Annotated in this window: 22 protein-coding genes; 8 read left to right on the forward strand and 14 right to left on the reverse strand. The window is 70.6% G+C overall.

Annotation, left to right across the window (positions count from 1 at the left end; all coding sequences use genetic code 11):
• Positions 1-317: 317 nt before the first annotated feature.
• A complete protein-coding gene (locus ACIRJP_RS25290) occupies positions 318-1,901 on the reverse strand; it encodes a S8 family peptidase (protein WP_404178305.1) in 1,584 nt (527 codons plus the stop codon).
• Between the two features lie 227 nt (positions 1,902-2,128).
• Here ACIRJP_RS25290 and ACIRJP_RS25295 point away from each other — a divergent pair, with 227 nt between their 5' ends.
• Together ACIRJP_RS25295 and ACIRJP_RS25300 are read left to right on the forward strand one after the other, a co-directional pair.
• A complete protein-coding gene (locus ACIRJP_RS25295; protein ID WP_404178308.1) occupies positions 2,129-3,229 on the forward strand; it encodes a pyridoxal-phosphate dependent enzyme in 1,101 nt (366 codons plus the stop codon).
• Between the two features lie 203 nt (positions 3,230-3,432).
• The gene (locus ACIRJP_RS25300) at positions 3,433-6,066 is read left to right on the forward strand and encodes a discoidin domain-containing protein (protein ID WP_404178311.1); all 2,634 of its coding nucleotides are present in this window, start codon (positions 3,433-3,435) and stop codon (positions 6,064-6,066) included.
• A gap of 19 nt (positions 6,067-6,085) precedes the next feature.
• Here ACIRJP_RS25300 and ACIRJP_RS25305 read toward each other — a convergent pair whose 3' ends face one another.
• Both ACIRJP_RS25305 and ACIRJP_RS25310 read right to left on the reverse strand, forming a co-directional pair.
• Positions 6,086-6,268: a hypothetical protein gene (locus ACIRJP_RS25305; RefSeq protein ID WP_404178314.1), complete on the reverse strand. Its 183-nt coding sequence runs from the start codon at positions 6,266-6,268 to the stop codon at positions 6,086-6,088.
• Positions 6,269-6,435: 167 nt separating this feature from the next.
• Positions 6,436-7,344: a peptidoglycan recognition protein gene (locus ACIRJP_RS25310; RefSeq protein ID WP_404178317.1), complete on the reverse strand. Its 909-nt coding sequence runs from the start codon at positions 7,342-7,344 to the stop codon at positions 6,436-6,438.
• Positions 7,345-7,551: 207 nt separating this feature from the next.
• On the opposite strand from ACIRJP_RS25310, the gene ACIRJP_RS25315 reads away from it, so the two are divergent.
• Positions 7,552-9,117 (forward strand): SDR family oxidoreductase, encoded by a 1,566-nt coding sequence (locus ACIRJP_RS25315; protein ID WP_404178320.1) that lies wholly within the window; start codon positions 7,552-7,554, stop codon positions 9,115-9,117.
• A 4-nt stretch (positions 9,118-9,121) separates the two neighbouring features.
• Here ACIRJP_RS25315 and ACIRJP_RS25320 read toward each other — a convergent pair whose 3' ends face one another.
• The 6 genes from ACIRJP_RS25320 to ACIRJP_RS25345 form a co-directional block, all read right to left on the reverse strand.
• Complete coding sequence (locus tag ACIRJP_RS25320) at positions 9,122-9,613, reverse strand: S26 family signal peptidase (protein WP_404178323.1); 492 nt, start codon at positions 9,611-9,613, stop codon at positions 9,122-9,124.
• Positions 9,610-11,442 carry an ABC transporter ATP-binding protein gene (locus tag ACIRJP_RS25325; protein WP_404178326.1) on the reverse strand — a complete coding sequence of 611 codons (1,833 nt, stop codon included), beginning with the start codon at positions 11,440-11,442 and terminating at the stop codon, positions 9,610-9,612. The genes ACIRJP_RS25320 and ACIRJP_RS25325 overlap by 4 nt, the downstream gene beginning before the upstream one ends.
• Positions 11,439-11,993: a TlpA family protein disulfide reductase gene (locus ACIRJP_RS25330; RefSeq protein WP_404178329.1), complete on the reverse strand. Its 555-nt coding sequence runs from the start codon at positions 11,991-11,993 to the stop codon at positions 11,439-11,441. The genes ACIRJP_RS25325 and ACIRJP_RS25330 overlap by 4 nt, the downstream gene beginning before the upstream one ends.
• Entirely contained in the window at positions 11,990-12,541 is a 552-nt protein-coding gene (locus ACIRJP_RS25335) for a MauE/DoxX family redox-associated membrane protein (protein WP_404178332.1), read from the reverse strand. Before ACIRJP_RS25335 ends, ACIRJP_RS25330 begins: the two co-directional genes overlap by 4 nt.
• A 73-nt stretch (positions 12,542-12,614) precedes the next feature.
• Positions 12,615-12,797 (reverse strand): hypothetical protein, encoded by a 183-nt coding sequence (locus ACIRJP_RS25340; protein WP_404178335.1) that lies wholly within the window; start codon positions 12,795-12,797, stop codon positions 12,615-12,617.
• A gap of 80 nt (positions 12,798-12,877) precedes the next feature.
• Entirely contained in the window at positions 12,878-13,411 is a 534-nt protein-coding gene (locus ACIRJP_RS25345) for a peroxiredoxin family protein (RefSeq protein ID WP_404178338.1), read from the reverse strand.
• A gap of 136 nt (positions 13,412-13,547) precedes the next feature.
• Here ACIRJP_RS25345 and ACIRJP_RS25350 point away from each other — a divergent pair, with 136 nt between their 5' ends.
• Positions 13,548-14,318: a BTAD domain-containing putative transcriptional regulator gene (locus tag ACIRJP_RS25350; protein ID WP_404178341.1), complete on the forward strand. Its 771-nt coding sequence runs from the start codon at positions 13,548-13,550 to the stop codon at positions 14,316-14,318.
• A 252-nt stretch (positions 14,319-14,570) separates the two neighbouring features.
• On the opposite strand, the gene ACIRJP_RS25355 is transcribed toward ACIRJP_RS25350, so the two are convergent.
• From ACIRJP_RS25355 to ACIRJP_RS25370, 4 genes are read right to left on the reverse strand one after another with little or no spacing between them, the layout of a single operon-like run.
• Entirely contained in the window at positions 14,571-15,224 is a 654-nt protein-coding gene (locus tag ACIRJP_RS25355; protein ID WP_404178344.1) for a hypothetical protein, read from the reverse strand.
• Between the two features lie 41 nt (positions 15,225-15,265).
• Positions 15,266-15,799 carry a hypothetical protein gene (locus ACIRJP_RS25360; protein WP_404178347.1) on the reverse strand — a complete coding sequence of 178 codons (534 nt, stop codon included), beginning with the start codon at positions 15,797-15,799 and terminating at the stop codon, positions 15,266-15,268.
• Positions 15,799-16,146: a hypothetical protein gene (locus tag ACIRJP_RS25365; protein WP_404178351.1), complete on the reverse strand. Its 348-nt coding sequence runs from the start codon at positions 16,144-16,146 to the stop codon at positions 15,799-15,801. Before ACIRJP_RS25365 ends, ACIRJP_RS25360 begins: the two co-directional genes overlap by 1 nt.
• A 55-nt stretch (positions 16,147-16,201) precedes the next feature.
• Positions 16,202-16,450, reverse strand: a complete 249-nt coding sequence (locus tag ACIRJP_RS25370; RefSeq protein ID WP_404178354.1) for a hypothetical protein — start codon at positions 16,448-16,450, stop codon at positions 16,202-16,204.
• Between the two features lie 63 nt (positions 16,451-16,513).
• On the opposite strand from ACIRJP_RS25370, the gene ACIRJP_RS25375 reads away from it, so the two are divergent.
• The 3 genes from ACIRJP_RS25375 (at position 16,514) to ACIRJP_RS25385 (ending at position 18,337) form a co-directional block, all read left to right on the forward strand.
• Complete coding sequence (locus tag ACIRJP_RS25375; protein WP_404178357.1) at positions 16,514-17,446, forward strand: DUF2004 domain-containing protein; 933 nt, start codon at positions 16,514-16,516, stop codon at positions 17,444-17,446.
• A 365-nt stretch (positions 17,447-17,811) separates the two neighbouring features.
• Positions 17,812-18,081 (forward strand): type II toxin-antitoxin system Phd/YefM family antitoxin, encoded by a 270-nt coding sequence (locus tag ACIRJP_RS25380; RefSeq protein ID WP_404178360.1) that lies wholly within the window; start codon positions 17,812-17,814, stop codon positions 18,079-18,081.
• A complete protein-coding gene (locus ACIRJP_RS25385) occupies positions 18,074-18,337 on the forward strand; it encodes a type II toxin-antitoxin system RelE/ParE family toxin (RefSeq protein WP_404178363.1) in 264 nt (87 codons plus the stop codon). Before ACIRJP_RS25380 ends, ACIRJP_RS25385 begins: the two co-directional genes overlap by 8 nt.
• A 136-nt stretch (positions 18,338-18,473) precedes the next feature.
• On the opposite strand, the gene ychF is transcribed toward ACIRJP_RS25385, so the two are convergent.
• The gene (gene ychF, locus ACIRJP_RS25390; RefSeq protein ID WP_404178366.1) at positions 18,474-19,562 is read right to left on the reverse strand and encodes a redox-regulated ATPase YchF; all 1,089 of its coding nucleotides are present in this window, start codon (positions 19,560-19,562) and stop codon (positions 18,474-18,476) included.
• 105 nt (positions 19,563-19,667) lie between these two features.
• On the opposite strand from ychF, the gene ACIRJP_RS25395 reads away from it, so the two are divergent.
• On the forward strand, positions 19,668-21,287 hold the full coding sequence (locus ACIRJP_RS25395) for a recombinase family protein (RefSeq protein WP_404178369.1): 1,620 nt from the start codon (positions 19,668-19,670) through the stop codon (positions 21,285-21,287).
• The last annotated feature ends 313 nt before the right edge of the window (positions 21,288-21,600 follow it).

Consider the following 21,600-nt stretch of genomic DNA (forward strand, 5'->3'; position numbering starts at 1 on the left):
GAATCGGTGGTAGAGGCGCACCCCTGGACGTTGTCGACAAGCGCTGCTCTTGGATGCCGAGGGGCGGGGGGGGCCCCCACCCCCCCGGGGGGGCCCCCCCCCAACCCCCCCCCCCCCCCCCCCCCCCCGGGGCCGGGGGGAAACCAGGGGCCCCCACCACCCACCCCCCCCCCCCCCCCCCCCCCCCCCCCCCCCCCCCCCCCCCCCCCCCCCCCCGCCCCCCCCCCCGGGGGCCCCCCCCCCCCGGGGGGGGGGGCGCCCCCCCCCCCCCCCCCCCCACATGTCCGCCGCGTCAGGATGTCAGAGCCGCATGGCCGTCAGAACTGCAGACCCCAGGAGTTGATCTTCCCGGTGTCCGCCGCCGCGTTGTCGGCGACCCGCAGCTTCCAGGTGCCGTTGGCCACCTCCGACGAGGCGTTCACGGAGTAGGTGGTGATCACGTTGTCCGCGCTGCCACCGGTCCCGAATGCCTTCAGGTTGTAGACCGAACCGTCGGGTGCGACGAGGTCGATCTTGAGGTCGCCGCTGTAGGTGTGCGTGATGTTCACGGGCACGCTCAGCGTGGCCGGCGCGTTGCCGGTGACACCGGTGACGGTGATCGGCGACTCGACGGTGGAGTTGTCGGCGATGGTGTAGCTCGTCGTGCTCTCGAACTTCTTGCCCGGCGGCGTGGTGGTGCCGCTGCCGACGTTCAGCAGCCGGTTCGGCGAGCCCGTACCCGGGCTGGTCACCACTCCGGTGCTGGCCGCGGCGACCAGTCCGGCGGAGACCTGTGCCGGGCTGTCGCTCGGGTGGGCGGCCAGGTAGAGGGCCGCGGCACCCGCGACGTGCGGCGTCGCCATCGACGTACCGGAGATCGTGTTGGTGGCGGTGTCTCCGGTGTTCCAGGCCGAGGTGATCGACGAGCCGGGGCCGAAGATGTCCAGCACGCTGCCGTAGTTGGAGAAGCTGGAGCGGGCGTCGGTACTGGTGGTGGAGCCGACCGTGATGGCCTCGGTGACCCGTGCCGGGGACTTCGTGGAGGCGTCGGTCGACTCGTTGCCCGCGGCGACGGCGTACGTGACGCCGGATGCGATGGACTTGCGTACGGCGGCGTCCAGCACCGAGTCCACCCCGCCGCCCAGGCTCATGTTGGCGACCGCGGGCTTGACGGCGTTCGCCGTCACCCAGTCGATGCCCGCGACGACCTGCTCGGTCGTGCCGGAACCGCTGTCGTCGAGGACCCGGACGGAGACGATCTTCGCCTTCTTGGCGACGCCGTACGACGACCCGGCGACGGTGCCCGCCACGTGGGTGCCGTGACCGTAGCCGTCGTCCGCCGTGTTGTCGTCGTCGATGGCGTCGTAGCCGTACGAGGCCCGGCCGCCGAAGTCGGTGTGGGTGATCCGCACACCGGTGTCGATGATGTACGCGGTGACACCCTGGCCCCCGTTGTCGGGGTAGGTGTAACTCTGGTTCAGCGGAAGGGACTTCTGGTCGATCCGGTCGAGGCCCCAGGAGGGCGGCGAGGGCTGGGTGCCGGTGACACGGAAGGTCCGGTTCTGCACGACGGACTCGACGGCCGGGTCGGCGGCGAACTTCTTCGCCCGGCTCTCCGAGAGCTCCACCGCGTAGCCGTTGACGGCGGTGCGGTAGGTCCTCTTGATCTTGGCGCCGTACTCCTTGGCGAGCGCCCTGCCCTTCGCGGAGCCCGCGTCGGCCGCCGATTCGTCGAGCGTGACGATGTAGCTGCCGCTGATGGTGCCCGGGGCGCCCGCGTTCTGGATCCGGCCTTCGGCCGTCGGCCCGGACGCCGAGGCGGGGAACACCGCCGCGCCGGAGAGCACGAGGGCCGCACCGGCCATGACACTCGCCGCGGCGAGTCTTCGGCGCGCGTGGGGGGTGTGACGCGTCACTGACATGTGGGGGGTCCTCCTCGATCGAGGTGCACTGGTGGGGGGTCGCGTGCCGACGGAGGGACGAAAGCGCCGAACGGCATGAGCATGACAAACCCCATTGCTGGTGTCGCGCTGCCCAAGTCCCTGCCGACAGCGAAAGATTGACCGATTCTTGGGAATCGCACAAGGGTGCGCAGGGCTCTGCAATACCTTCGCCATCGGGCTGCCACGCGTCTGACATGCTGACCGGCATGCCCGCATACATCTGCCCGCAGGACGGCACCCGCGCCGACACCACCGCTCTCACCTGGTGCTGCCCGGTCTGCCGTGGCCCCTGGGACCTCGAATTCGAAGCCGCCGGCACGTTCTCGGTCAACTCTCTGACCGGACGCGTCAATTCACTGTGGCGTTACGAAGAGGTGCTGCCGCTCTCCTCGCCCACGACCACGCTCGGCGAGGGCCGCACCCCGCTCGTACCGCTCACCGGCACGGTCTCGGCCAAGCTCGACTTCCTGATGCCGACCCTCTCCTTCAAGGACCGCGGCGCGGTGATGCTCGCCGAGCTGGCCCGCCGGCTGTCGCCCGAACGCGTCGTCGCAGACAGCAGCGGCAACGCCGGGACGGCGGTCGCCGCGTACTGCGCCCGCGCCGCGCTCCCCTGCACGGTGTACGTCCCCGAGGGCACGTCCCCGAAGAAAACCGAGCAGATCCGGGCCCACGGCGCCCGCCTGGAGATCGTCCCGGGCGACCGGGAGGCCACCGCGACCGCCGCCCGTACCGCCGCCGACGTCCCCGGCACCTTCTACGCCTCGCACGTCTTCAACCCGTACTTCCTGCACGGCACGAAGACGTACGTGTACGAGCTGTGGGAGGACCTCGGCGGCCGTCTCCCGGACGCCATCGCCGTACCCGTCGGCAACGGCACCCTTCTCCTCGGCGCGGCCCTGGCCACCGCCGAGCTCCACGCCAGGGGGCTGATCGACCGGCGACCGGCGCTGATCGCCGTCCAGGCCGAAGCCGTCTCGCCGCTGGCCGCCGCCTTCCGCGCGGGCGCCGACGACCTGCTTCCCGACGGCCTGCCCGGCGCCCCCGCCGCCACCCTCGCCGAGGGCATCGCCATCCCACGCCCGCCGCGCGCACGGGCCATCCTGGCCGCGGTCAGGCAATCGGGCGGCACCTTCCTCACGGTGACCGAGGATCAGATCCGTACCGCACAGCTGGACCTGGCGGCGCGCGGCTTCTACGTGGAGACGACGGGCGTCGCCTGCTGGGCCGCGGTCGGCGGCTGGACGGACCGGAGCGTCGTCGTTCCGCTGTGCGGCGCGGGTCTCAAGACCGGCCTCGCGGGCTGACGCAGCGGCCCGCCGGACGGCCGGGCGGGACGGGCAGGGCGGGCGGGACGGGCAGCCGGGCAGGGCGGGACGGCCGGGACGGGCAGCCTGGCAGGGCGGGAACGGACCGGCCCGTCGCGGCACCGGTGCCCGCCACCCCCGTCAGCCGTTCACCCCGCGTGCCGCGCACCGTCGCGCGGCGCGCGCTTCCCTACCTTCGTACGGTGAGCCTCTCGCGCCTCGTTCTCCTCACGTCCCTCACGGCCCTGGTCGCGGGCGCACTGATCGCGCCTGGGGCCCCCGTCCCCTACACGGCGCCGCCCGCCACAGCGGCGCCTCCTTCCGCGGCGGCCACCGCCTGCGGCCGGGACACCGATCCCGCCTGGGCGCCGACGTCCACCCGGTTCGGCGAGGCGGACGGCTACGACCCCTACACCGGCAACGGATACCTGGGCCACCGGGTGCCCGCGGCGGGCGCCGGATACGCGGCTTCGGGCGAGAAGACCGGCTGGCCGCTGTTCACCCCGCGCTACGACGGCGCGTTCGTCTCCGGTCTGTTCGGGCGCGACAAGGATCTCGCCGCCGGCCGCGAGGTGGTCGCCGCACTCCCGAGCTGGACCGACCTCGACGTGCGCGTCGGCGAGGAGACCTACGGATCCGAAACGCCTGCCGGCCGGATCTCGCACTACCGCCAGACGCTCTTCCTGCGCTGCGGACTGGTGCGGACATCGCTGCGGTGGACCACGGCCGACGGCCGCGCGACCGACCTGACGTACGAGGTGCTCGCCGACCGGTCCGATGTGCACACGGGCGCCGTACGACTGCGCATGAAGCCGCACTGGAACGGCACCGCGACCGTCACCGGCCGGCTCGACCCGAGGGGCGCGCGCCGGATCGCCCTCGCCGCCGACGGTACGTTCCGCACCCTCGGCACCAGGACCGCCGGCGCGATCGTCCAGATGCTGCGCACCGGCGGACCGGGGGCCGGAGCACCGGTCTCGGCACGGAGCACGCACCGGGTGCGCGCGGGGCGTACGTACACCTTGGAGAAGTACGTCGGCGTCGACACCGCGCTCACCTCCGCCGCGCCGCGCGCCGCCGCCCGCGAGGCCGCCCGGCGCGCGGCGCGGCGCGGCTGGTCCGGAGTGCTCACGGCCAACGCGGCGGCCTGGCGGCGGGCCTGGGCGGCCGACATCTCCGTCCCGAACAGTCCCGACCTCCAGAAATGGCTGCGGGCGGCACAGTACGGACTGCTGGCCTCCACCCGGACCGGGTCCCGCGACAGCATCGCGCCGACCGGTCTGACCAGCGACAACTACGCAGGCATGGTGTTCTGGGACGCCGAGACCTGGATGTACCCGGGGCTGCTGGCCACCCGCCCCGAGCTGGCCCGCCCGGTCGTCGAGTACCGCTACCGCACCCGCGGCGCGGCCCGCGCCAACGCCCGGAAGCTGGGGTTCCAGGGCCTGTTCTACCCGTGGACGAGCGCGAGCAGGGGCGAGCTGTGGTCCGAGTGCCAGAGCTGGAACCCCCCGCACTGCATCACCCAGAACCATCTGCAGGGCGATGTGTCACTGGCCGTCTGGCAGTACTACCTGGCGACCGGGGACCGCGACTGGCTGGCCGGGCACGGCTGGCCGCTGCTCGCCGGGATCGCCGAGTTCTGGGCCTCGCGGGCCACGGCCGACGACGACGGCGGCTACTCCGTGAAGGAGGTCGCGGGCCCCGACGAGTACAGCAACGGCGTCACCGACGGGGTCTTCACCAACGCGGTCGCCGCCACCGCCCTGCGCAACGCCACCCGCGCGGCGCAATTGCTCGGCCGCACCGCACCGGTCCGGTGGAAGCAGGTGGCGGACGGCCTGCGTATCCCGTACGACCCGGCGCGCAAGCTCTTCCTCCAGTACGCGGGGTACAACGGGTCGACGATCAAGCAGGCCGACACGGTGCTGCTGATCTACCCCCTGGAATGGCCGATGGAGCCGGGCGCCGCCGCCACCACGCTCGACTACTACGCGGCGCGCACCGACCCGGACGGCCCGGCCATGACCGACTCGGTCCACGCCATCGACGCGGCCGCGATCGGCAAGCCCGGCTGTGCGACGTACACCTACCTCCAGCGCGCCGTACGCCCGTTCACGCGCGGTCCGTACGCCCTGTTCAGCGAGGCCCGGGGCGCGAAGGCGGGCGCCCAGGACCCGCTGTCGGGCTTCCCCGCCGAGGACTTCCTCACCGGGAAGGGCGGGTTCCTCCAGGTCTTCACGCACGGCCTGACGGGGTTGCGGCTGCGCGAGCACGGGGTGCGTCTGGATCCGATGCTGCCGCCGCAGCTGGGCAGCGGTGTCACGCTGACGGGCCTGCGCTACCGGGGCCGTACGTACGACCTCGCGATCGGCCCCCGCACGACGATGGTCCGGCTGACCTCCGGCGACCCCTTCACCGTCGACTCCCCCGCAGGCCCCCGCACACTGAGCGGCACGCTCACTCTCCCCACCCGCCGCCCGGACCTCGCCGCGACCACCGACGCGGCCCGGTGCCGCCCGGTGACGGCGACATCGGAATCCCCCGGCCTGTACGCGGCGGCCGCGGTGGACGGCAGTCCGGCCACCGCCTGGTCCCCGGACGGCGCGAAGGGCGCGCTGACGGTGGACCTGGGGCGTGCGGGCGCGGTGACATCGGCCGTACCGGAGTGGGCGGACGTACAACCGTTCTCGTACCGCTTGGAGACGTCTTTCGACGGCACGCACTGGCAGCCGTACCGGGCGGGCGCGGTGGCCCGGTCGGTACGGCTGACGGTGGAGTCAGAGGACCCGCAGAAGCCTGCGGGTGTACGGGAGTTGAGGGTCACCCAGCCATGACCGCGAGGCTGTACGGGGGTCAGCCGCGGGTGCGGAGCCTGTTGCCGAAGCCGTAGTAGAGGCCGAGCAGCACACCGCCCACCGCCGCGACGATCCCCGTCGCCCGGCCCGAGCCGAGGGCCCCGGTGAGGACGACGGCCGCCGTGTACACGCTGGGCAGCCACCAGTTGAAGCCGGATCTCGCGGCCGGACGGCGTTCCATGCTTCCCCCTGATCGACATCGGCATGCCGCACACGGTGCGGCGGAGCGCTGCCGATCATGCCATCCGGCCCGGCCCGGCGGAACGGCCCGCGGGAGGAGGATTGGCCCGCGGGAAGCGACCGGCCGGGTCCGGTGCGGCGTGCGCGTCGGCGGCAACGGCGACGTACTCAGCGGGCGCCGTCGTGGCGGGGGCTGCTCAGGCTCGCGGCGAAACGGATACCGGAGGGCGGGAGCGGCGACGACCTGCCCTGGAGGCTCGCGGCAAGGGTGCGTATGGCGGGCAACCGCGCGCCCAGCGCCTGGCCGGGGCAGTCGGTGGCGAAGCCGTCGCGGTGGCCGGAGATGGCGTCGAACTCGGCCGAAGTGCCCTTGGCGTAACGGCTCTTGCCGTTGGTGGAGGTGAGCCGCACCTTGCCTGCGGCGTCGACACCGCCCAGTCCGAGCTTCCAGGCCGCGAGGGCCGCGATCGCGTGCTCCATGGCCGCCGGTACCTGCGTCCCAGGCCCGAAGGTGCCGATGGCCGCGATCCCCGTGGTGCCCTGGTTGAACCCGAGGGTGTGGGAGCCGACGACGGGGCGGTCCGCGCCGCCGGCGCGGCCTTCGTAGACGGTGCCGCACTTGTCGACGAGGAAGTTGTAGCCGAGGTCGCTCCAACTCCGGTCACGGGTCTGGCCCGTGTACAGATTGCGCAGGGTACGGGGGACGTCGGCGCAGTCGTAGCCGTTGGGTGTGTCGGTGTGATGGATGAAGACCGCCCTGACCCCTGCCGCGTAGCGCGCGTGGCGGTCGCGCCTGGTCTCGTCGGCCCGCCACCGCGCACGCGACACGATGGCCGGCCGGGGCACCAGGCGGGGCGGCACCATCGACGCCGCCCCGAGGGCCGGGAACGGGCGCCCGATGTCGGTGACCGGCCCAGCGGTCGTTCCGGGCCGCCACACGGACGGGGCCCCTTCCGGAGCCGTGTCGCGAACGGCTCGGGCCTTCATCACTCCGGCGGGTGCCGCGAGGAGGGGAAGCGCCATCGGAACGGTGACCCACAGCGCTATTCGGTACAGACGCATTCGGTACGGACGCACGGGAGAAAACCTTCTTCGTCTTTCGCCGGGATGCCGACGGGAGCGCGTATGCCCACAGCCTCGCGGCGCCCGGTCCGCCGCGCGCGCCGGGTTAGTGCAGTCAGGCGAGCACTGCGACACGCCCCGAAGTGGGCCTTTGGCATGCTGATTTCAGCCATCATCGGTCGATATCGGGGACGGTCGGGGCGAACGCATGGAGGCACGGTCGTGGACACGGACGGACAGCGCGACGGGGACACGGAACGGTTGCACTGCCTGGTCACCGGGGCGTCCGGGTACATCGGCGGGCGTCTCGTCCCGGAGCTGCTGCGAGCGGGCCACCGGGTGCGGTGCCTGGCCCGCACCCCCCGCAAGCTCCGTGACCATCCCTGGGCGGGGGACGTCGAGACGGTGCGGGGCGACGTGACGGACGCGGGCTCGGTGGCCGCGGCCATGCGGGGGATCGACGTGGCGTACTACCTGGTGCACGCCCTCGGCACCGGTTCCGCCTTCGAGGACACCGACCGCCGGGCGGCCCGTGTCTTCGCCGAGCAGGCGCACTCGGCCGGCGTACGGCGGATCGTCTATCTGGGCGGGCTCACCCCACCGGGCGTACCGACCGGGTCGCTCTCCCCGCATCTGCGCTCCCGGGCCGAGGTCGGCCGGATCTTCCTCGACGCACCGGTGCCCGCCACCGTGCTGCGGGCGGCGGTCGTCATCGGTTCGGGATCGGCTTCCTTCGAGATGCTGCGGTATCTGACCGAGCGGCTGCCGGTCATGGTCACCCCCAGCTGGGTGCACACCCGTACCCAGCCCATCGGGGTACGCGATGTGCTGCGCTATCTCGTCGGCTCGGCCAGCATGCCGGACGACGTCGACCGGGCGTTCGACATCGGCGGGCCCGACGTCCTCACGTACCGGGAGATGATGTGCCGTTACGCCGCCGTCGCCGGGCTGCCCCGGCGGCTCATCGTCCCGGTTCCGGTTCTCACCCCGTGGCTGTCCAGTCACTGGGTCGGTCTCGTCACCCCGGTGCCCGCCTCCCTGGCCCGGCCGCTGACGGAGTCACTTCGCCATGAGGTCGTCTGCCAGGAGCACGACATCGCCCGTTACGTGCCGGACCCGCCGGGCCTGCCGCTGCCGTTCGACGAGGCGCTGACGCTGGCACTGCGCCGGGTGCGTGAGGCCCAGGTCGCCACCCGCTGGTCCTCCGCGGCCCTGCCGGGAGCGCCCAGCGATCCGCTGCCCACGGACCCGGACTGGGCCGGGGGCAGCCTCTACCAGGACGAACGGCAACTGCCGGTCGACGCGGACCGGACTTCCCTGTGGCGGGTGATCGAGGGAATCGGCGGCGACAACGGCTGGTACTCCTTTCCGCTCGCCTGGGCGGTCAGGGGGTGGCTGGACCGGTTCGTCGGCGGGGTGGGGCTGCGCCGTGGACGACGCGACGCCGAGCACCTGCGCGTCGGGGACTCGCTGGACTTCTGGCGGGTCGAGGAGATCGAGCCCGGACGGCTGCTGCGGCTGCGCGCGGAGATGCGGCTGCCCGGCCTCGCCTGGCTGGAGATGTACGCCGAGACCGGCTCCGACGGCCGCACCCGCTACCGGCAACGTGCGCTGTTCCACCCGCACGGCCTGCTGGGCCACGCCTACTGGTGGTCCGTCTCCCCCTTCCACGCCGTGGTCTTCGGCGGCATGGCCCGCAACATCACCCAGGCCGCCGCCAAGGGGCTGAGCGCACACCGGCGTTCACCGCACGCCGACCGCGCCCGGGGGCCCCGCCCCGGGCCGTGAGCCCTCAACCGCCCGACGAAGGCAGCGAAGAAGGCGCACCGGGAGCCGCGGCGGCCCGCAGACGGAGCAGAACCGCCCCGATGACCTTGTCCTCGGGGCAGTAGCCGCACTGCTTGGAGTCCCGTGAGCCCGGCTTCTCCCCCAGGAGGACGAGCATGCCCGGCGGCACGTGCGTACCGGCGCACCGGACGGCCCAGTGCGGTACGGGCTCTCCGGCGACGGCGACGACGCGTTTGACGTACCACGAGTCGGGCGTGGTGTCCGCGGGGCCGTGCCAGCCGTGCTCGGGGTGGGGTGCGAGGACGACGGCCACCCGCCCCGTGGCGACGCGGCGGGTGCCGCGGAGCACCAGGAGCCGGTCCCCGGGCATGAGCGTCGGCGACATGCTGTACCCGCGGACGGTCACGGCCAGCAGCCGCCGACGCGCCAGCGACAGGGCCGCCGCGAGGACGAGGAGTGCCCCGAGGGCGAGGAGCACCGGGACCGTGGCGCTCATCGGACGGTCTCCTCGTAGCCCTCGGCCTGCGTGGTGAAGAGCTCGGCGTACCTGCCGCGGGCGGTCATGAGCTGTTCGTGGGTGCCCATCTCGCGCACGGTTCCGTCGGCGATGACGACGATGGTGTCCGCGGCGCGGACGGTGTTGAGGCGGTGGGAGACGAGGATGCTCGTAGCGCCCTCGCGCAGTGCGGCGAGCCGGTCGTGGACGTGGCGTTCGGCGACGGCGTCGAGGCCGGTGCTGGGTTCGTCGAGGATCATGAGGTCCCGTTCGGAACGCATCAGGGCGCGGGCGAGCGCGAGGCGTTGCCACTGGCCGCCCGACAACTGGACGCCCGTGTTTGTCTCTTCGGTGTCGTCGGGGAAGAACATCCGGCTGAGCATGGTGTCGTACCCCTGTGGCAGGCCGGCGAGGGCGGTGTGGATGTCCGCGTCGGCGGCGGCGGCGTGGATGCGTCCGTGGTCGTGGAGGGAGCCGAGGTCGCCGAGGCCGATGTTCTCCCCGGCGGTGAGGTCGTACTCCATCGGGTCCTGGAAGACCACACTGACGCGCTTGCGCAGCTGGTCCGCGGGGAGGTCCTTGAGGTCGATGCCGTCCCAGTGGATGCTGCCGCGCTGCGGGTCGTAGAGGCGGCACAGCAGTTTGACGAGGGTGCTCTTGCCGGCCCCGTTGAGTCCGACGACGGCCAGGCTGGTGCCGTGCGCGATGGTCAGGCTCACTCCTCGCAGGATCCAGGGCCCGTCGTCGGTGTAGCGGAACCACACGTCCCGGAGTTCGATGCCTCGGCTCAGTGGCGGTGGGGCGATCGGGGCGGCCGGGGCGGGGAGGTCGTCGCCGACCTGGGTCACATGCAGGTAGTGGCCGAACAGCAGGGCCGTCTGGTGGCTCCGGGCGATGGCCCCGACCAGGCCGACGAGGGCCGTCTGCAGCCCGGCGAGGGCGGCGACCAGGAGGGACACGTCACCGGCGGTGAGGGCGTGGGTGGCGGCCTGGTGCACGCCCCAGACGAGTGCGCCGGTGGAGACGAGCGCGCCGAGGGCGGCGAGGGCCGTCTCGTAGCCGGCGAGGCGGCGGTCGAGGTGTTCCTCCTGCTGGTTGATGCTGTCGAGATCGGTACGCAGGCGCTGCGCGAAGTAGTCGCCGAGGCCGTAGAGGCGGATCTCCTTCGCCGCCTGGGTGTCGGTGAGGAGCCCCCGGTAGAAGATCTGGCGGCGCGCGAGGCTGCTGGTGCGCCAGAACATGTCGGCGCGGTGGCGGCTGTTGGCCAGGTGGGCGAAGAGGGCCGGCACGGCCGCGGCGACGAGTATCGCGGCCAAGGTGGGGCTGATGAGCAGAACGCTTCCCAGGAAGCCCACCAGGGTGAGGATCCCCTGGGCGCCCTGGAGCACCGCACCGACGAGCCGTTCGGCGCCCTGGGCGCTCTGGATGGCGAGTTGCACCCGGTCGTGGAAGACGGGCTGTTCGAGCCTGGACAGCCCGCTGAGCCGGTTCACGGCCGTGAGCAGGTCGCTCTGGGCCCGGGTGGAGGTGGCACGGCGGATGCGGCCGTCGGCGTAGGAGGAGAGGGCCGAGGCGGCGGCGAGCAGGACGGTGAGCAGGCCGATGCCGATCGCGGCCCGGTTGAGGTCCGAGGCGCGGAACCCGTCCGCGGCGAGGCTGTCGACCACGTACTTGAGCAGCCAGGAGGCGGCCACGGGGGCCGTACCCGCGATGACGACGGTGGCGACCCGGACGGCGAGTGCCCCGGGGCAGGCCCGCAGCGTGAGGGCGAGTACGGCGGTGAGGCCCCGCAGGAAATCGGCCGGGCGGGAGGCGGGCTGCCCGCTCATGCGTCGAGGAGGTCGAGCGCGGTCAGGGATCCCTGGCCGATGCCGGTCTCGGAGACGGTCCCGTCGGCGTCGAGGAGGACGAAGCTCGGGTGGTGGCGTACGCCGAAGGCGCGGGCGACGGGGCCGTCCGGCGGTTCGGTGGCGGTGAGTCCGGTGAGCGGTCCGACCGCTTCGAGCAGGGGGCCCGCGTCGGTGGGCCGTCCGTTGATGACGGCCACGAGACGCGCACCCGACGGGGTGTTCGCCTCGGCCCACCGTCGGATCCCGGGGAGGCTCTCCCGGGTGGGCCCGCAGTCGGGGCGGAGGAAGCAGATGAGGGCGGGGTGGCCGGCCAGGGCGGATTCGCCGACTTCGCCCCGGGCGGTGTGCAGGGTGAAGGCGGGGGCGCGATCGCCTTCGCTCACGGCGAGGGCCGGAGGGCCCGAGGGCGGGGCGGCCGGGGCGGGGGCGGCCATGGTGGCCCGCCAGCGCTTGGTGACGGCGACGGTGAGGAGGGCGTTGACGAGGGTGACCGCGGCGAGAAGGGCGAGGCCGGTGATGGCGTGGCTCACTGCGTGATCGTCCTTTCGGCGTCGGCCGGGCGGGCGGCGAAGAAGGCGGCGAGGTCGTCGGTGAAGACGGCGAACAAGGTGAGGTAAATGGCGACCGCCCCTGCGAGCGCCAGTGCGGGGGCGGCGAACGGGCCGGCCGTGCCCTGGGTGAGGGCGATGGTGCCGCCGAGGAGGGCGAGCACGGTGAGTGTGACGTTGCGGGCGACGTGCCAGGGGCCCATGGGCACCGTGGTCCTGCTGCCGAAGCAGGGGCAGCCGGCGGAGCTGCCGCGCCGCATGGTGGTGACGGCGACGGCGCTGAATCCCGCGCACAGGGCGGCGGCGACGGCCAGGCCCGCGGTGAGCGTCCGGGGCAGGGCGAGGAGCACGGCGGCGAGGAGCTCGGCCGCGGGCACCAGGACGGCGAGGGCCGGCCGGGCGGCGGCCGGCAGGTAGGGGAGGTCGCCCAGTGCCGTGGCGAATCGGCGGCGGTCGCGCAGCTTGGCGAGGCCGGCCACGGCCAGCACGCAGATCAGGGTCAGGCGGCAGACGAGCAGCAGGTCGGACAAGGGTGACTCCGGGGGAATGGGTCCTGGGCCGGCGGACACGGGGCGGGCCGCGCACGGCCCGCCCCGTGGTGGTTCAGCAGTAGTCCCAGCTACCGCAGCTGACCGTGCACGTGGTGCCCTTGTAGCAGCAGCGGCGGCACCGCTGGGCGCTGGTGCTCCACTCCGTGTAGCAGTCCGGCGGGCAGCTGGCCTCGGCCACGGCCTTGGGCAGGATCCGCTCGATCAGGCGGCCCGCACCGGCCTTGAGTGTGCGCATGGTTCTCCTCTTCCTGTGTGGATGGGATGTGCGTGCTCCACGGTGCGGCGGCGGTCCGCGGACCGCGTCCGCACCGGGGTTCAGGAGGCCGCCGGTACCGGTTCGCGGTCGGCGGCCGAGGGAGCGGCGACAACGCCGTCCCGGTAACTGAGGACCGTGGGGAAGGCGGGGACGCGCAGCGCGCGGAAGAGCGGCGAGGCCTCGGGCCCCGGGACCACCTCGTCGGCCGTTCCGGCGAGTTGGGCGGTCAGGCCGCTCCCGCCGGCGTCGTCCCCGATCACCAGGGCCAGGACCCGCCCGCCCGCCGCCCGGACCCGGTCGGCCCGTTCGGCGAAGCCGGGGAGGCTGTCGGTGCAGGACGGGCAGTCGTGGGAGAAGACCCCCAGCAGCAGCTCGCCGGAACGGAAGCCGTCCTGGGTCACGGTCCGGCCGCTGAGCGCGGTGGCGGAGAAGTCCGGTAGTGCGTCCCCTGGTTGTGGCCCCTGGGATGCGAAGTCGTGGCGTCGGCGTACGGCTTCGAGCTCCTGCCAGCGGCGCAGGATGACCATGAGCAGGACGAGGTTGAGCAGGGCGACGGCTCCGACGAGCACCAGACCGGCAATGACGTAAGGCAAGTTCGACCCCCTGGCGCGGTTGCACGGGTGAGCAGTGTGATACGTGGGGCCTGTCGGGAGGATGCCAAGACCTTGCCAGGACCATGACGGGCTGAGCATGATTGCCGCCATGCTTGCCACGGGGTCGCATTTTCGAGTGCTGGGCAAAGTTGAATGGACCGTCGACGGATGTCCCAAGGCCATCGGTCGACGCCGCGAGCGTCTGCTGCTGGGCTTACTTCTGATGGAGATGGGCCGGCCGCTCCCGATGGACCGGCTGATCGACCTGCTGTCGGACGAGGACGAACGGCCGCGGTCCCGGACCGATCTCTATGTGAACGTCTGCCGGCTGCGGGCAAGCCTTCGCCGGGGCGGGTGCGACGCGTCGGTGGGCCTGGTACGGAGCGGCTCGACGTACACCCTCACCGGCGATCCGCAATTGGTGGACCTGCACCGTTTCACCCAGCTGGTCAACCGGGCCCAGCGGAGCACCGAGCCGCAGGAGATCTCGCGACTCGCCTCGGCCGCCCTGACCGAATGGCGGGGCGCGCTACTGGAGGACGTCGCATCCGAACGGACCCGCCAAGGCATCGGCACCGCTTTCGACGAACTGCTGATCTCGGCGCAACTGCTTCGCGTGGCAGCGGAGTTCAAACTACGCAACTACTGGTCCCTGGCCGCGGAGCTCGCGCGCCTCACCCAGGAGTACCCGGAACACGAGATGCTCCTGGCCTTCCGCGCGGCCACACTCTACGAATGCGGCCGCCGCGCGGACGCGCTGCGCGTGCTGTCCTCGGCGCGAGCGCAGATGACCGCCCGGCTGGGCCTGGACCTGAGCCGCGAACTCCAGGATCTGCGCCAGGCGATCCTGCGGGACGGCCCGGTGGACCTGCGCATATTCCGGGGCGGCGCCCTGGACGCCGTGTGACGCGGCGGCGCGGGGCCTGCGGCCGGAGGGGCCCGGCCAAGGGCTGTCCCGCGCGGTCCAGTCGGCGATACCGAAGCGTGCGTGCAGCCGGCGCAGCGGCGTGGGGGCCCGGAACTCGGCACCGACCCCGGCCGCGCCCTGAAGGAGCTACAGGCCCGCGTCCTCGCCCAGGCCCCGGAACCGGCAGCCCTCACCGCGGTACCGCTCACCCACCCCCATCCAGCACCAGGCCGGCACGGTTCTGCCGGGCCGTCATGAGTGCTCTCGCCGCATGTGGCCGTTGACCGTGTCGACGATCTCCTGAAGCCTGTCCCGGGTGGCCCACGAAAGATGCCTCCCGATCCCGTCCGCCCCGGGAAAGAGGACGAGGGCACGCTGCGCTTCGGTGGTGTAGGAAACCGCCCGCCCGGTGCAGTACGGATGCTCATCGGTCACGGCCGAGCGGATGACGTCCGCGAAGGGGCGGTCCCCCTCGTCGGCGAGCATGGCATCGAGGCCGAACAGATAGGGAAAGGTCTGCAGGAATTCCCTTCCGCCCATGGCAAGCTCCTCGTACTCGGGAACTCCTTGCCGATCGCCCATACGCACCAGCTCCGCCAGGATCCTCAAATATTCCGCCGGATCCATCCCATCGGCCGCGCGCACAACTTTCTTCCCGAATTCCGACGGATACGCATCAATCATTCCCAGCCGTTCGATGAAATCGGCGGCGACATCCAGCATCCCGGCCGAGGAATAGACCGAACAATTCCAGTCGGCCGCCCAGTCACTGCGGACCAAGCGAACGTAGCGCCGAATCTCGTCGTCGAGAGACAGCTCGCCGCCGGACTCCTGGACCGCGACGGCAATATCGAGGATCCTCTGCACAGGCCCGTCGGAGAACAGCGACGCGGGGAAGGACTGCAAGGAACGCTCCTCTCAGATCTCAGACCGGACGCCGCGCGAGATCAGGGCTCAGGGCAAGAGGCCGGCCGCTCCCATCGCGCAACGAGGTCGGAACCCACCACGAAAAGACCCCCCTCCGTGAACGCGGTCTCGTGCGAGACGCCTTGCGGATGCGGGAGCAATTCGTCCAGCTGGAGATCGCCCAGCCGAGGCACCCCATCGCCGCACTCGACGAAGCCACCCCCTCCGCCGAGCCCGAACCCTCCAGCGCTCCCGGCATCATCATCGGTTTTCACCCAAAAATCCCGAACGCCCGAGTACCGGATACGCAGACCGCCCTCGTGCTTCCATTCGTTCGGACCCAACGACAACTCAAGCGACACGTGTCCATGATCGTCGACGAGGTCGACCCGGTCCAACGTCAAATCCTTCACGCAGCGCGAGCTGCCGAAGTCGTAGTGGTCAGGATCCGAGGCGAACTCCGCCGCACCGGCGGGAAGGTCGGGCAGAAGTCCCGGCAGGACGCGGAGGTATTCCTGCGGGTCCAAGTGAAATCCGTACAGATCCTGCAGTGGTCGCACCTGGACGTACTTCATCAGCAGCCACCGGTGATCCGGTCGCGCTTCCAGCTGTCACCCTTGATGTTCTCCGTGCCCTTGGGCCCGATGCGGCCTTCGCGCCTCATCTCACCCACCGCCAGCCCCTTCAGGAGGTTGTAGGTTTCGCGCGGCGCCTTCACATCCGCACTCTTTCCGTGCTTGGCGAACCATCCGTCGCTGCCGAAGATCCCGATTCCCTTTCCGTTCTTGTAGACATGGATCTCGAAATCCGTTCGTACCGCCTCGCACCGGTCGAGTCGGCCAGTGTAATTGCTCCCGAAGTTCAGCGGGCCCTTCTTGCCCGCTGCCGTACGGTCGACGTGCGACACCACATCCGTACGCAACTGGTGTACCTCACCACGCGGGGAGGCATCCGGCGCAAGGAAACCGGAGGTGAAGTCACGCCGTGGCGGAGCACGGCCCGGCACCTTTGCGCTCCCTGCCGACCTTCTCCACGAGCCGCTTGACCTCGACCGTGGCCAGCGCTCGCGCCGTGATCAGGGAGTTGTCCCGCAGCGGGATCGTGTACTGCACGGGCCGACCGCCGTTGGCGCGCGAACGGGCGCGGGCCTCTGCCTTCTTCTGCCCCTCCACCGAGGCGAAGGTCCCGCCCGCCCCCGGGTTGGAACAGATGAGACTGCCGGACACACCGCTTCCGGAGACCCGGAACGTCGCCGCCGGCTGGTGCAACTCCCGCCGGAGCGCCCGCCGATGGTGAAACTGGAGGTCATGACCGCCGTGACCTGGCCACCCGTCAGGCGTGACCTGGCGCCTGCGGTGATCTGCCCCGAGAAGTTTCCCGTGGCGGTGCAGCCACCGGAACTGCAACTCACCGCGTTTGCCGTCGGCCGCCGACCGGCCGGGATCACCGCCACCAAGGAGGACGACCCCCGCAACGAGCGCGAGTACGAGAACACCCACAACCCCGGTAGGAATCAACACCGCACGCCTGCCCGCCGGATGCCGCGCCCCTGGCTATCGAAGCAGACCGCTCGCGGGCCGATCGTGCACGGGCAGGTGACGCCGGGGGCTGTACCGGCAGGGCCGGTACCCGCACGGAATGATCGCGGCCGTAACCTGGATCAGGAACGTTCACTACCCCTCAAGCCCTGCCCGCCCATCGGAATGACAGGCCCCATGAAAAGCATCGATCACCCTTACTTCGGGCACCTTGAGGTTCCGCCGGTGGACGGGACGGAAGTCATCTGGGAAGGCGCGGCCGCGCTGGGGAGCAGCGAGGTCGAAGTCCGGCTGTGGGCGGACCCCGGCTCCGGGCTGAATGCGGGAGAGCTGGATGCGTTCGCGACGCACCTGGACCGTCTGCCCGCCCTGGACACCGCGGCTCGCGCGGCGATCCGTGAGAACCTCCAGCAGGATCGCTGCTTCATCGACCACCACGCCGACGAACTCGACGACGTCGAGGTGATCAAGCGCCTCACCCGGGAAGCGAACGGCGAAGCGATCGGCGTCGACGCGTTCACTGCAGCCATGCACCTCATTGGGATCGGGCTGTGGCACCTGATCGGCGAGGCCAAGGCCCGGGTCGTCATGGACTACACGATCGACGCTGCGACCAGTGACGAACTCCTCGCCGTCAAGATGTCCCGCGAGGGGACCGTGGCATCCGTCGACTGGGAAAGCTGACGGCGCCGGCCCTACCTCGGCGGTGGCGCCCCTGCAGCACCGCACGGGGCACAGCGCATCGATCCTGGGCGCTGAAGACCCGGACCGCGTCGGCGTTCGATCGCGACATCCGTGGGACCCCAGGCGCTCGGCCAAGAAGGTGTGTTTTTCGCGAACCTGCGGATTGGGGTGATGCTCCCCCACCTGCAGGGCTCCGCGTCGTCGGCGTCGACCCGGCCGCGGAACAGGAGCTGGTCCAGGACGCCGATACCCCAGGTCTGGACGGCGCAGATCCAGCAGGTGGGTGGTGGGTGGCGGTTTACCCAGCACCTCGGAACGATCGTGAGCCATTGTGTACACATGAGACACTCGGTACGCTTGGGCGCATGACGCAGCCGCTGCCCGTAGAGTCCATCCGCGATGTCCGGGCACACCTGGCCGAGGTCGTGGAACGAGCCGACCGCGACGACGTACCCACTGTGATCACGCGCCGAGGCAAAGAGGTGGCTGCCGTGGTGTCCATCGACGTGCTCCGGAAATACCAGGAGTGGGAAGAGCGCGAGATCAACCGGATCATCGACGAGCGCATGGCCAATCCGACGCCCGGCATCCCGATCGAGGACATCATGAGGGAGACGCTGGCGCGCAGTGAGTGAGTACCGCACCGTCTTCCGGCCCGAGGCTCAGGCCGAACTCCGCAAGGTCCCGCGAGACATGGCCCTCCGCATTCTGGCCAAGTTGACCGAGCTGGAGAGTGACCCTCTGGGGTTCAACACCACCGCCCTCGTCTCCCAACCCGACCGCCGCCGCCTACGCGTGGGCGACTACCGCGTGATCTACACGATCGACAACGGCAAGCTGGTGGTGTGGGTCGTGCACGTCGGGCATCGTTCCACTGTGTACGACACCTGAGTACGCCTGACGTACGGGTCAGAAGATCCAGCACCGATCCAGCACGGGATAGACGAAGGGGCCGGCCTCTCGCGAGTCCGACCCCTTCTGAACTGCATGTTTGCCACGTCGAGCAACGTGGTCTCATTTCATCCGCTCACACGTTGAACCGGAACTCCACCACGTCCCCGTCCTGCATCACGTAGTCCTTGCCCTCCATGCGGGCCTTGCCCTTGGCGCGGGCCTCGGCGACGGATCCGGTTTCGACCAGGTCCTCGAAGGAGACGATCTCCGCCTTGATGAAGCCCTTCTGGAAGTCGGTGTGGATCACACCGGCTGCCTCGGGGGCCGTGGCGCCCTTCTTGATCGTCCAGGCCCTGGCTTCCTTCGGGCCCGCCGTGAGGTAGGTCTGGAGGCCCAGGGTGTCGAAGCCGACGCGGCCGAGGGTGGCCAGGCCGGGCTCTTCCTGGCCCATGGACTGGAGGAGCTCCAGGGCCTCGTCGTCGTCGAGCTCGATCAGCTCGGACTCGATCTTGGCGTTGAGGAAGATCGCCTCGGCGGGGGCGACCAGGGCGCGCTGTTCGTTCTTGAAGTCCTCGTCGACCAGCTCGTCCTCGTCGACGTTGAAGACGTAGAGGAAGGGCTTGGTGGTCAGGAGGTGCAGCTCGTGGAGGAGCTTGCCCTTCTCGGTGCCGGCGGTGATGCCCGCGGAGAAGAGGGTCTGGCCCGACTCCAGGATCTTCTGGGCCTCCTCGACCGCGGCGAGGACCGCGACCTTCTCCTTCTGGAGGCGGGACTCCTTGGTGAGGCGCGGGACGGCCTTCTCGACGGACTGGAGGTCGGCGAGGATCAGCTCGGTGTTGATCGTCTCGATGTCGTCCTTGGGCGAGACCTTGCCGTCGACGTGGACGACGTTCTCGTCCTTGAAGGCGCGGATGACCTGGCAGATCGCGTCGGACTCGCGGATGTTCGCGAGGAACTTGTTGCCCAGGCCCTCGCCCTCCGAGGCGCCGCGGACGATGCCGGCGATGTCGACGAAGTCGACCGTCGCGGGGAGCAGCCGCTGGGAGCCGAAGATCTCCGCCAGCTTGTTCAGCCGGGCGTCCGGGACGCCGACGACGCCGACGTTCGGCTCGATCGTGGCGAACGGGTAGTTGGCCGCCAGCACGTCGTTCTTGGTCAGGGCGTTGAACAGGGTCGACTTGCCGACATTCGGCAGGCCGACGATTCCGATACTAGTACTCATGAAGCAAACGTCCGCTCAGGATCAAGAAGGGTGGGATCGGCCGTGACTCCAGGCATGCTCACCGGCTCCTCGTTTCCACAGCAGCCCAAGCGCGCCATCATCTACGTGCGTGTATCACGGTACAGGGACAAGGACGAGAAGATCTCGCCCGAACTCCAGATCGATGCGTGCAACACGCTGGCGGAGCGCGAGGGCATGGTCGTCATCGATGTCCTGCAGGACCTCAACCTGAGTGGCAAGTACTTCGCAAAACGCCAGGTGGAGCAGATCATCCAACGGATCAAACGGGGCGAAGCGGACGTCGTCCTGGTGTGGCGTTGGTCACGGTTCGGGCGTGACGCGACCTTGAGCTCGTACAACATCAAGCGCCTGGAGCAGGCCGGCGGAGAGATCCGGGCGGCGAAGGAGGATATCGACACCTCCAGCAGCGGCGGTCGGCTCGGCCGGAACACGCACTTGATCGTCGCCGAGTACGAGGTCGACCGCAGTCGTGAATCCTGGATGGAGACCCACGACCACCGACGCAACCGCGGCGTCACTCACGACGGCCAGCTCCGATTCGGCTACGGAAAGTGCCGACGCCCGCTGGAAGGGGATCCTGACTCCCGTTGCGAGAAGTGCCGTGTGGGAGCTCTCCACGTCGAGGAGTCGGAAGCCGCCTACGTACGGGAGATGTTCGAGCGCCTGTCGGCCGGAGAGCCGATGAACCGCATCGTGGTCGACATGACAGCGCGCGGCCTGCGCACCCGCGAAGGGGCGGTCCTGACCATCGGCAAGTGGTACCGGATGCTCGACAGCGGCTACCAGGCGGGATACGTACGCCACCAGCCGACCAAGTACCGGAAGGAGCTCGGGAGCAGCCACGTGGATGCTCCCGGCATCGAGTGGATCAAGGGGATTCACGATCCGCTCGTTCCCGAGGACCTCTGGACGGCGTACAAGGCGCGGCGGGGAAGCAGGTCGGGCAGTACTCGGGACAATTCCCCGGCTCACAGCGTGACGGGCCTGATCTACTGCGATCTGTGCGGCTGGCGCATGGTGTCCGGCAGCACGAAGTACAAGCGGAAGAACGGTGACAGCGGGATTTCGGTGTTCTTCCGCTGCTCGGCGAAGGTTCGCGGGGCCACGTGTTCGGGTGGCACGGTGCTCCTCACCGTCGTGGAAGACGCAGTCCGCTCGTTCCTGGTGTCACGGGTCACTCCGGAGGGAGACACCATCGCGGCGGCTTCGGCCAGGGAGGCCGCGGCGACCCCGGTGGCACGACCCGTCGAAGTGGATCAGTATGCCCAGCTCAACGAGTGGAACGCCGAACTGGAGCGACTGGTCACCCTCTACACCAAGGGCGTGATCAAGCTGGAAAGCTACGAGCACCGCTATCGGGAGCTGACCGACGCGATCGCCAAGATGGAGGCGCAGATCGAGCAACGGGAGAACGTGCCGGTGCCAGCCGTAGCCCCGAGCCCCCAGGTATTCCAGGGCATCCTCACCGAGTGGGAGGGGCTGGAGGCCTGGGCGAAACGTCAAGCCCTGTCGATGGTCGTCCACCGGATCGTGGTCCGCCCCGGGCCCCGTGGCACGAAGGACAAGGTGCGGATCATCCCGGTTGAGGATGCCGAGAAGTACAGCCCTCAGGCGGCCTTGCCGACCCCAGGGCGCGCCTTCGGCGGGGCGGCGGTTGCCCGCGTCGAGGACGAGCCACTGGCGGAACTGAGCGATGCACCCTGATCCCTCCACTGTTGTCCAACCGCGTAACCGATGAACTCGTAGAACCGGCTCCACGGGTCGTCGGTGGCAGTGGCGGTACGAAGATTCGGAATCGGCGGCATGCAGGAACTCCCGGCGGCAGGACGTGAACCCCGTCGCGGAACTGGCGACGGCCTGGTCAGGATCCGGAGATCCGAGAGTTTCACCAGGCCGGGAATCGGTGGTAGAGGCGCACCCCTGGACGTTGTCGACAAGCGCTGCTCTTGGATGCCGAGGGGCGGTTGCTCCACCAAGCGCCTGGTGGAGCAACCGCCCTTCCCGCGACCGAGAGCCC

The organism is Streptomyces sp. NPDC102437, from assembly GCF_044765565.1.
In the GTDB taxonomy this organism is placed as follows: domain Bacteria; phylum Actinomycetota; class Actinomycetes; order Streptomycetales; family Streptomycetaceae; genus Streptomyces.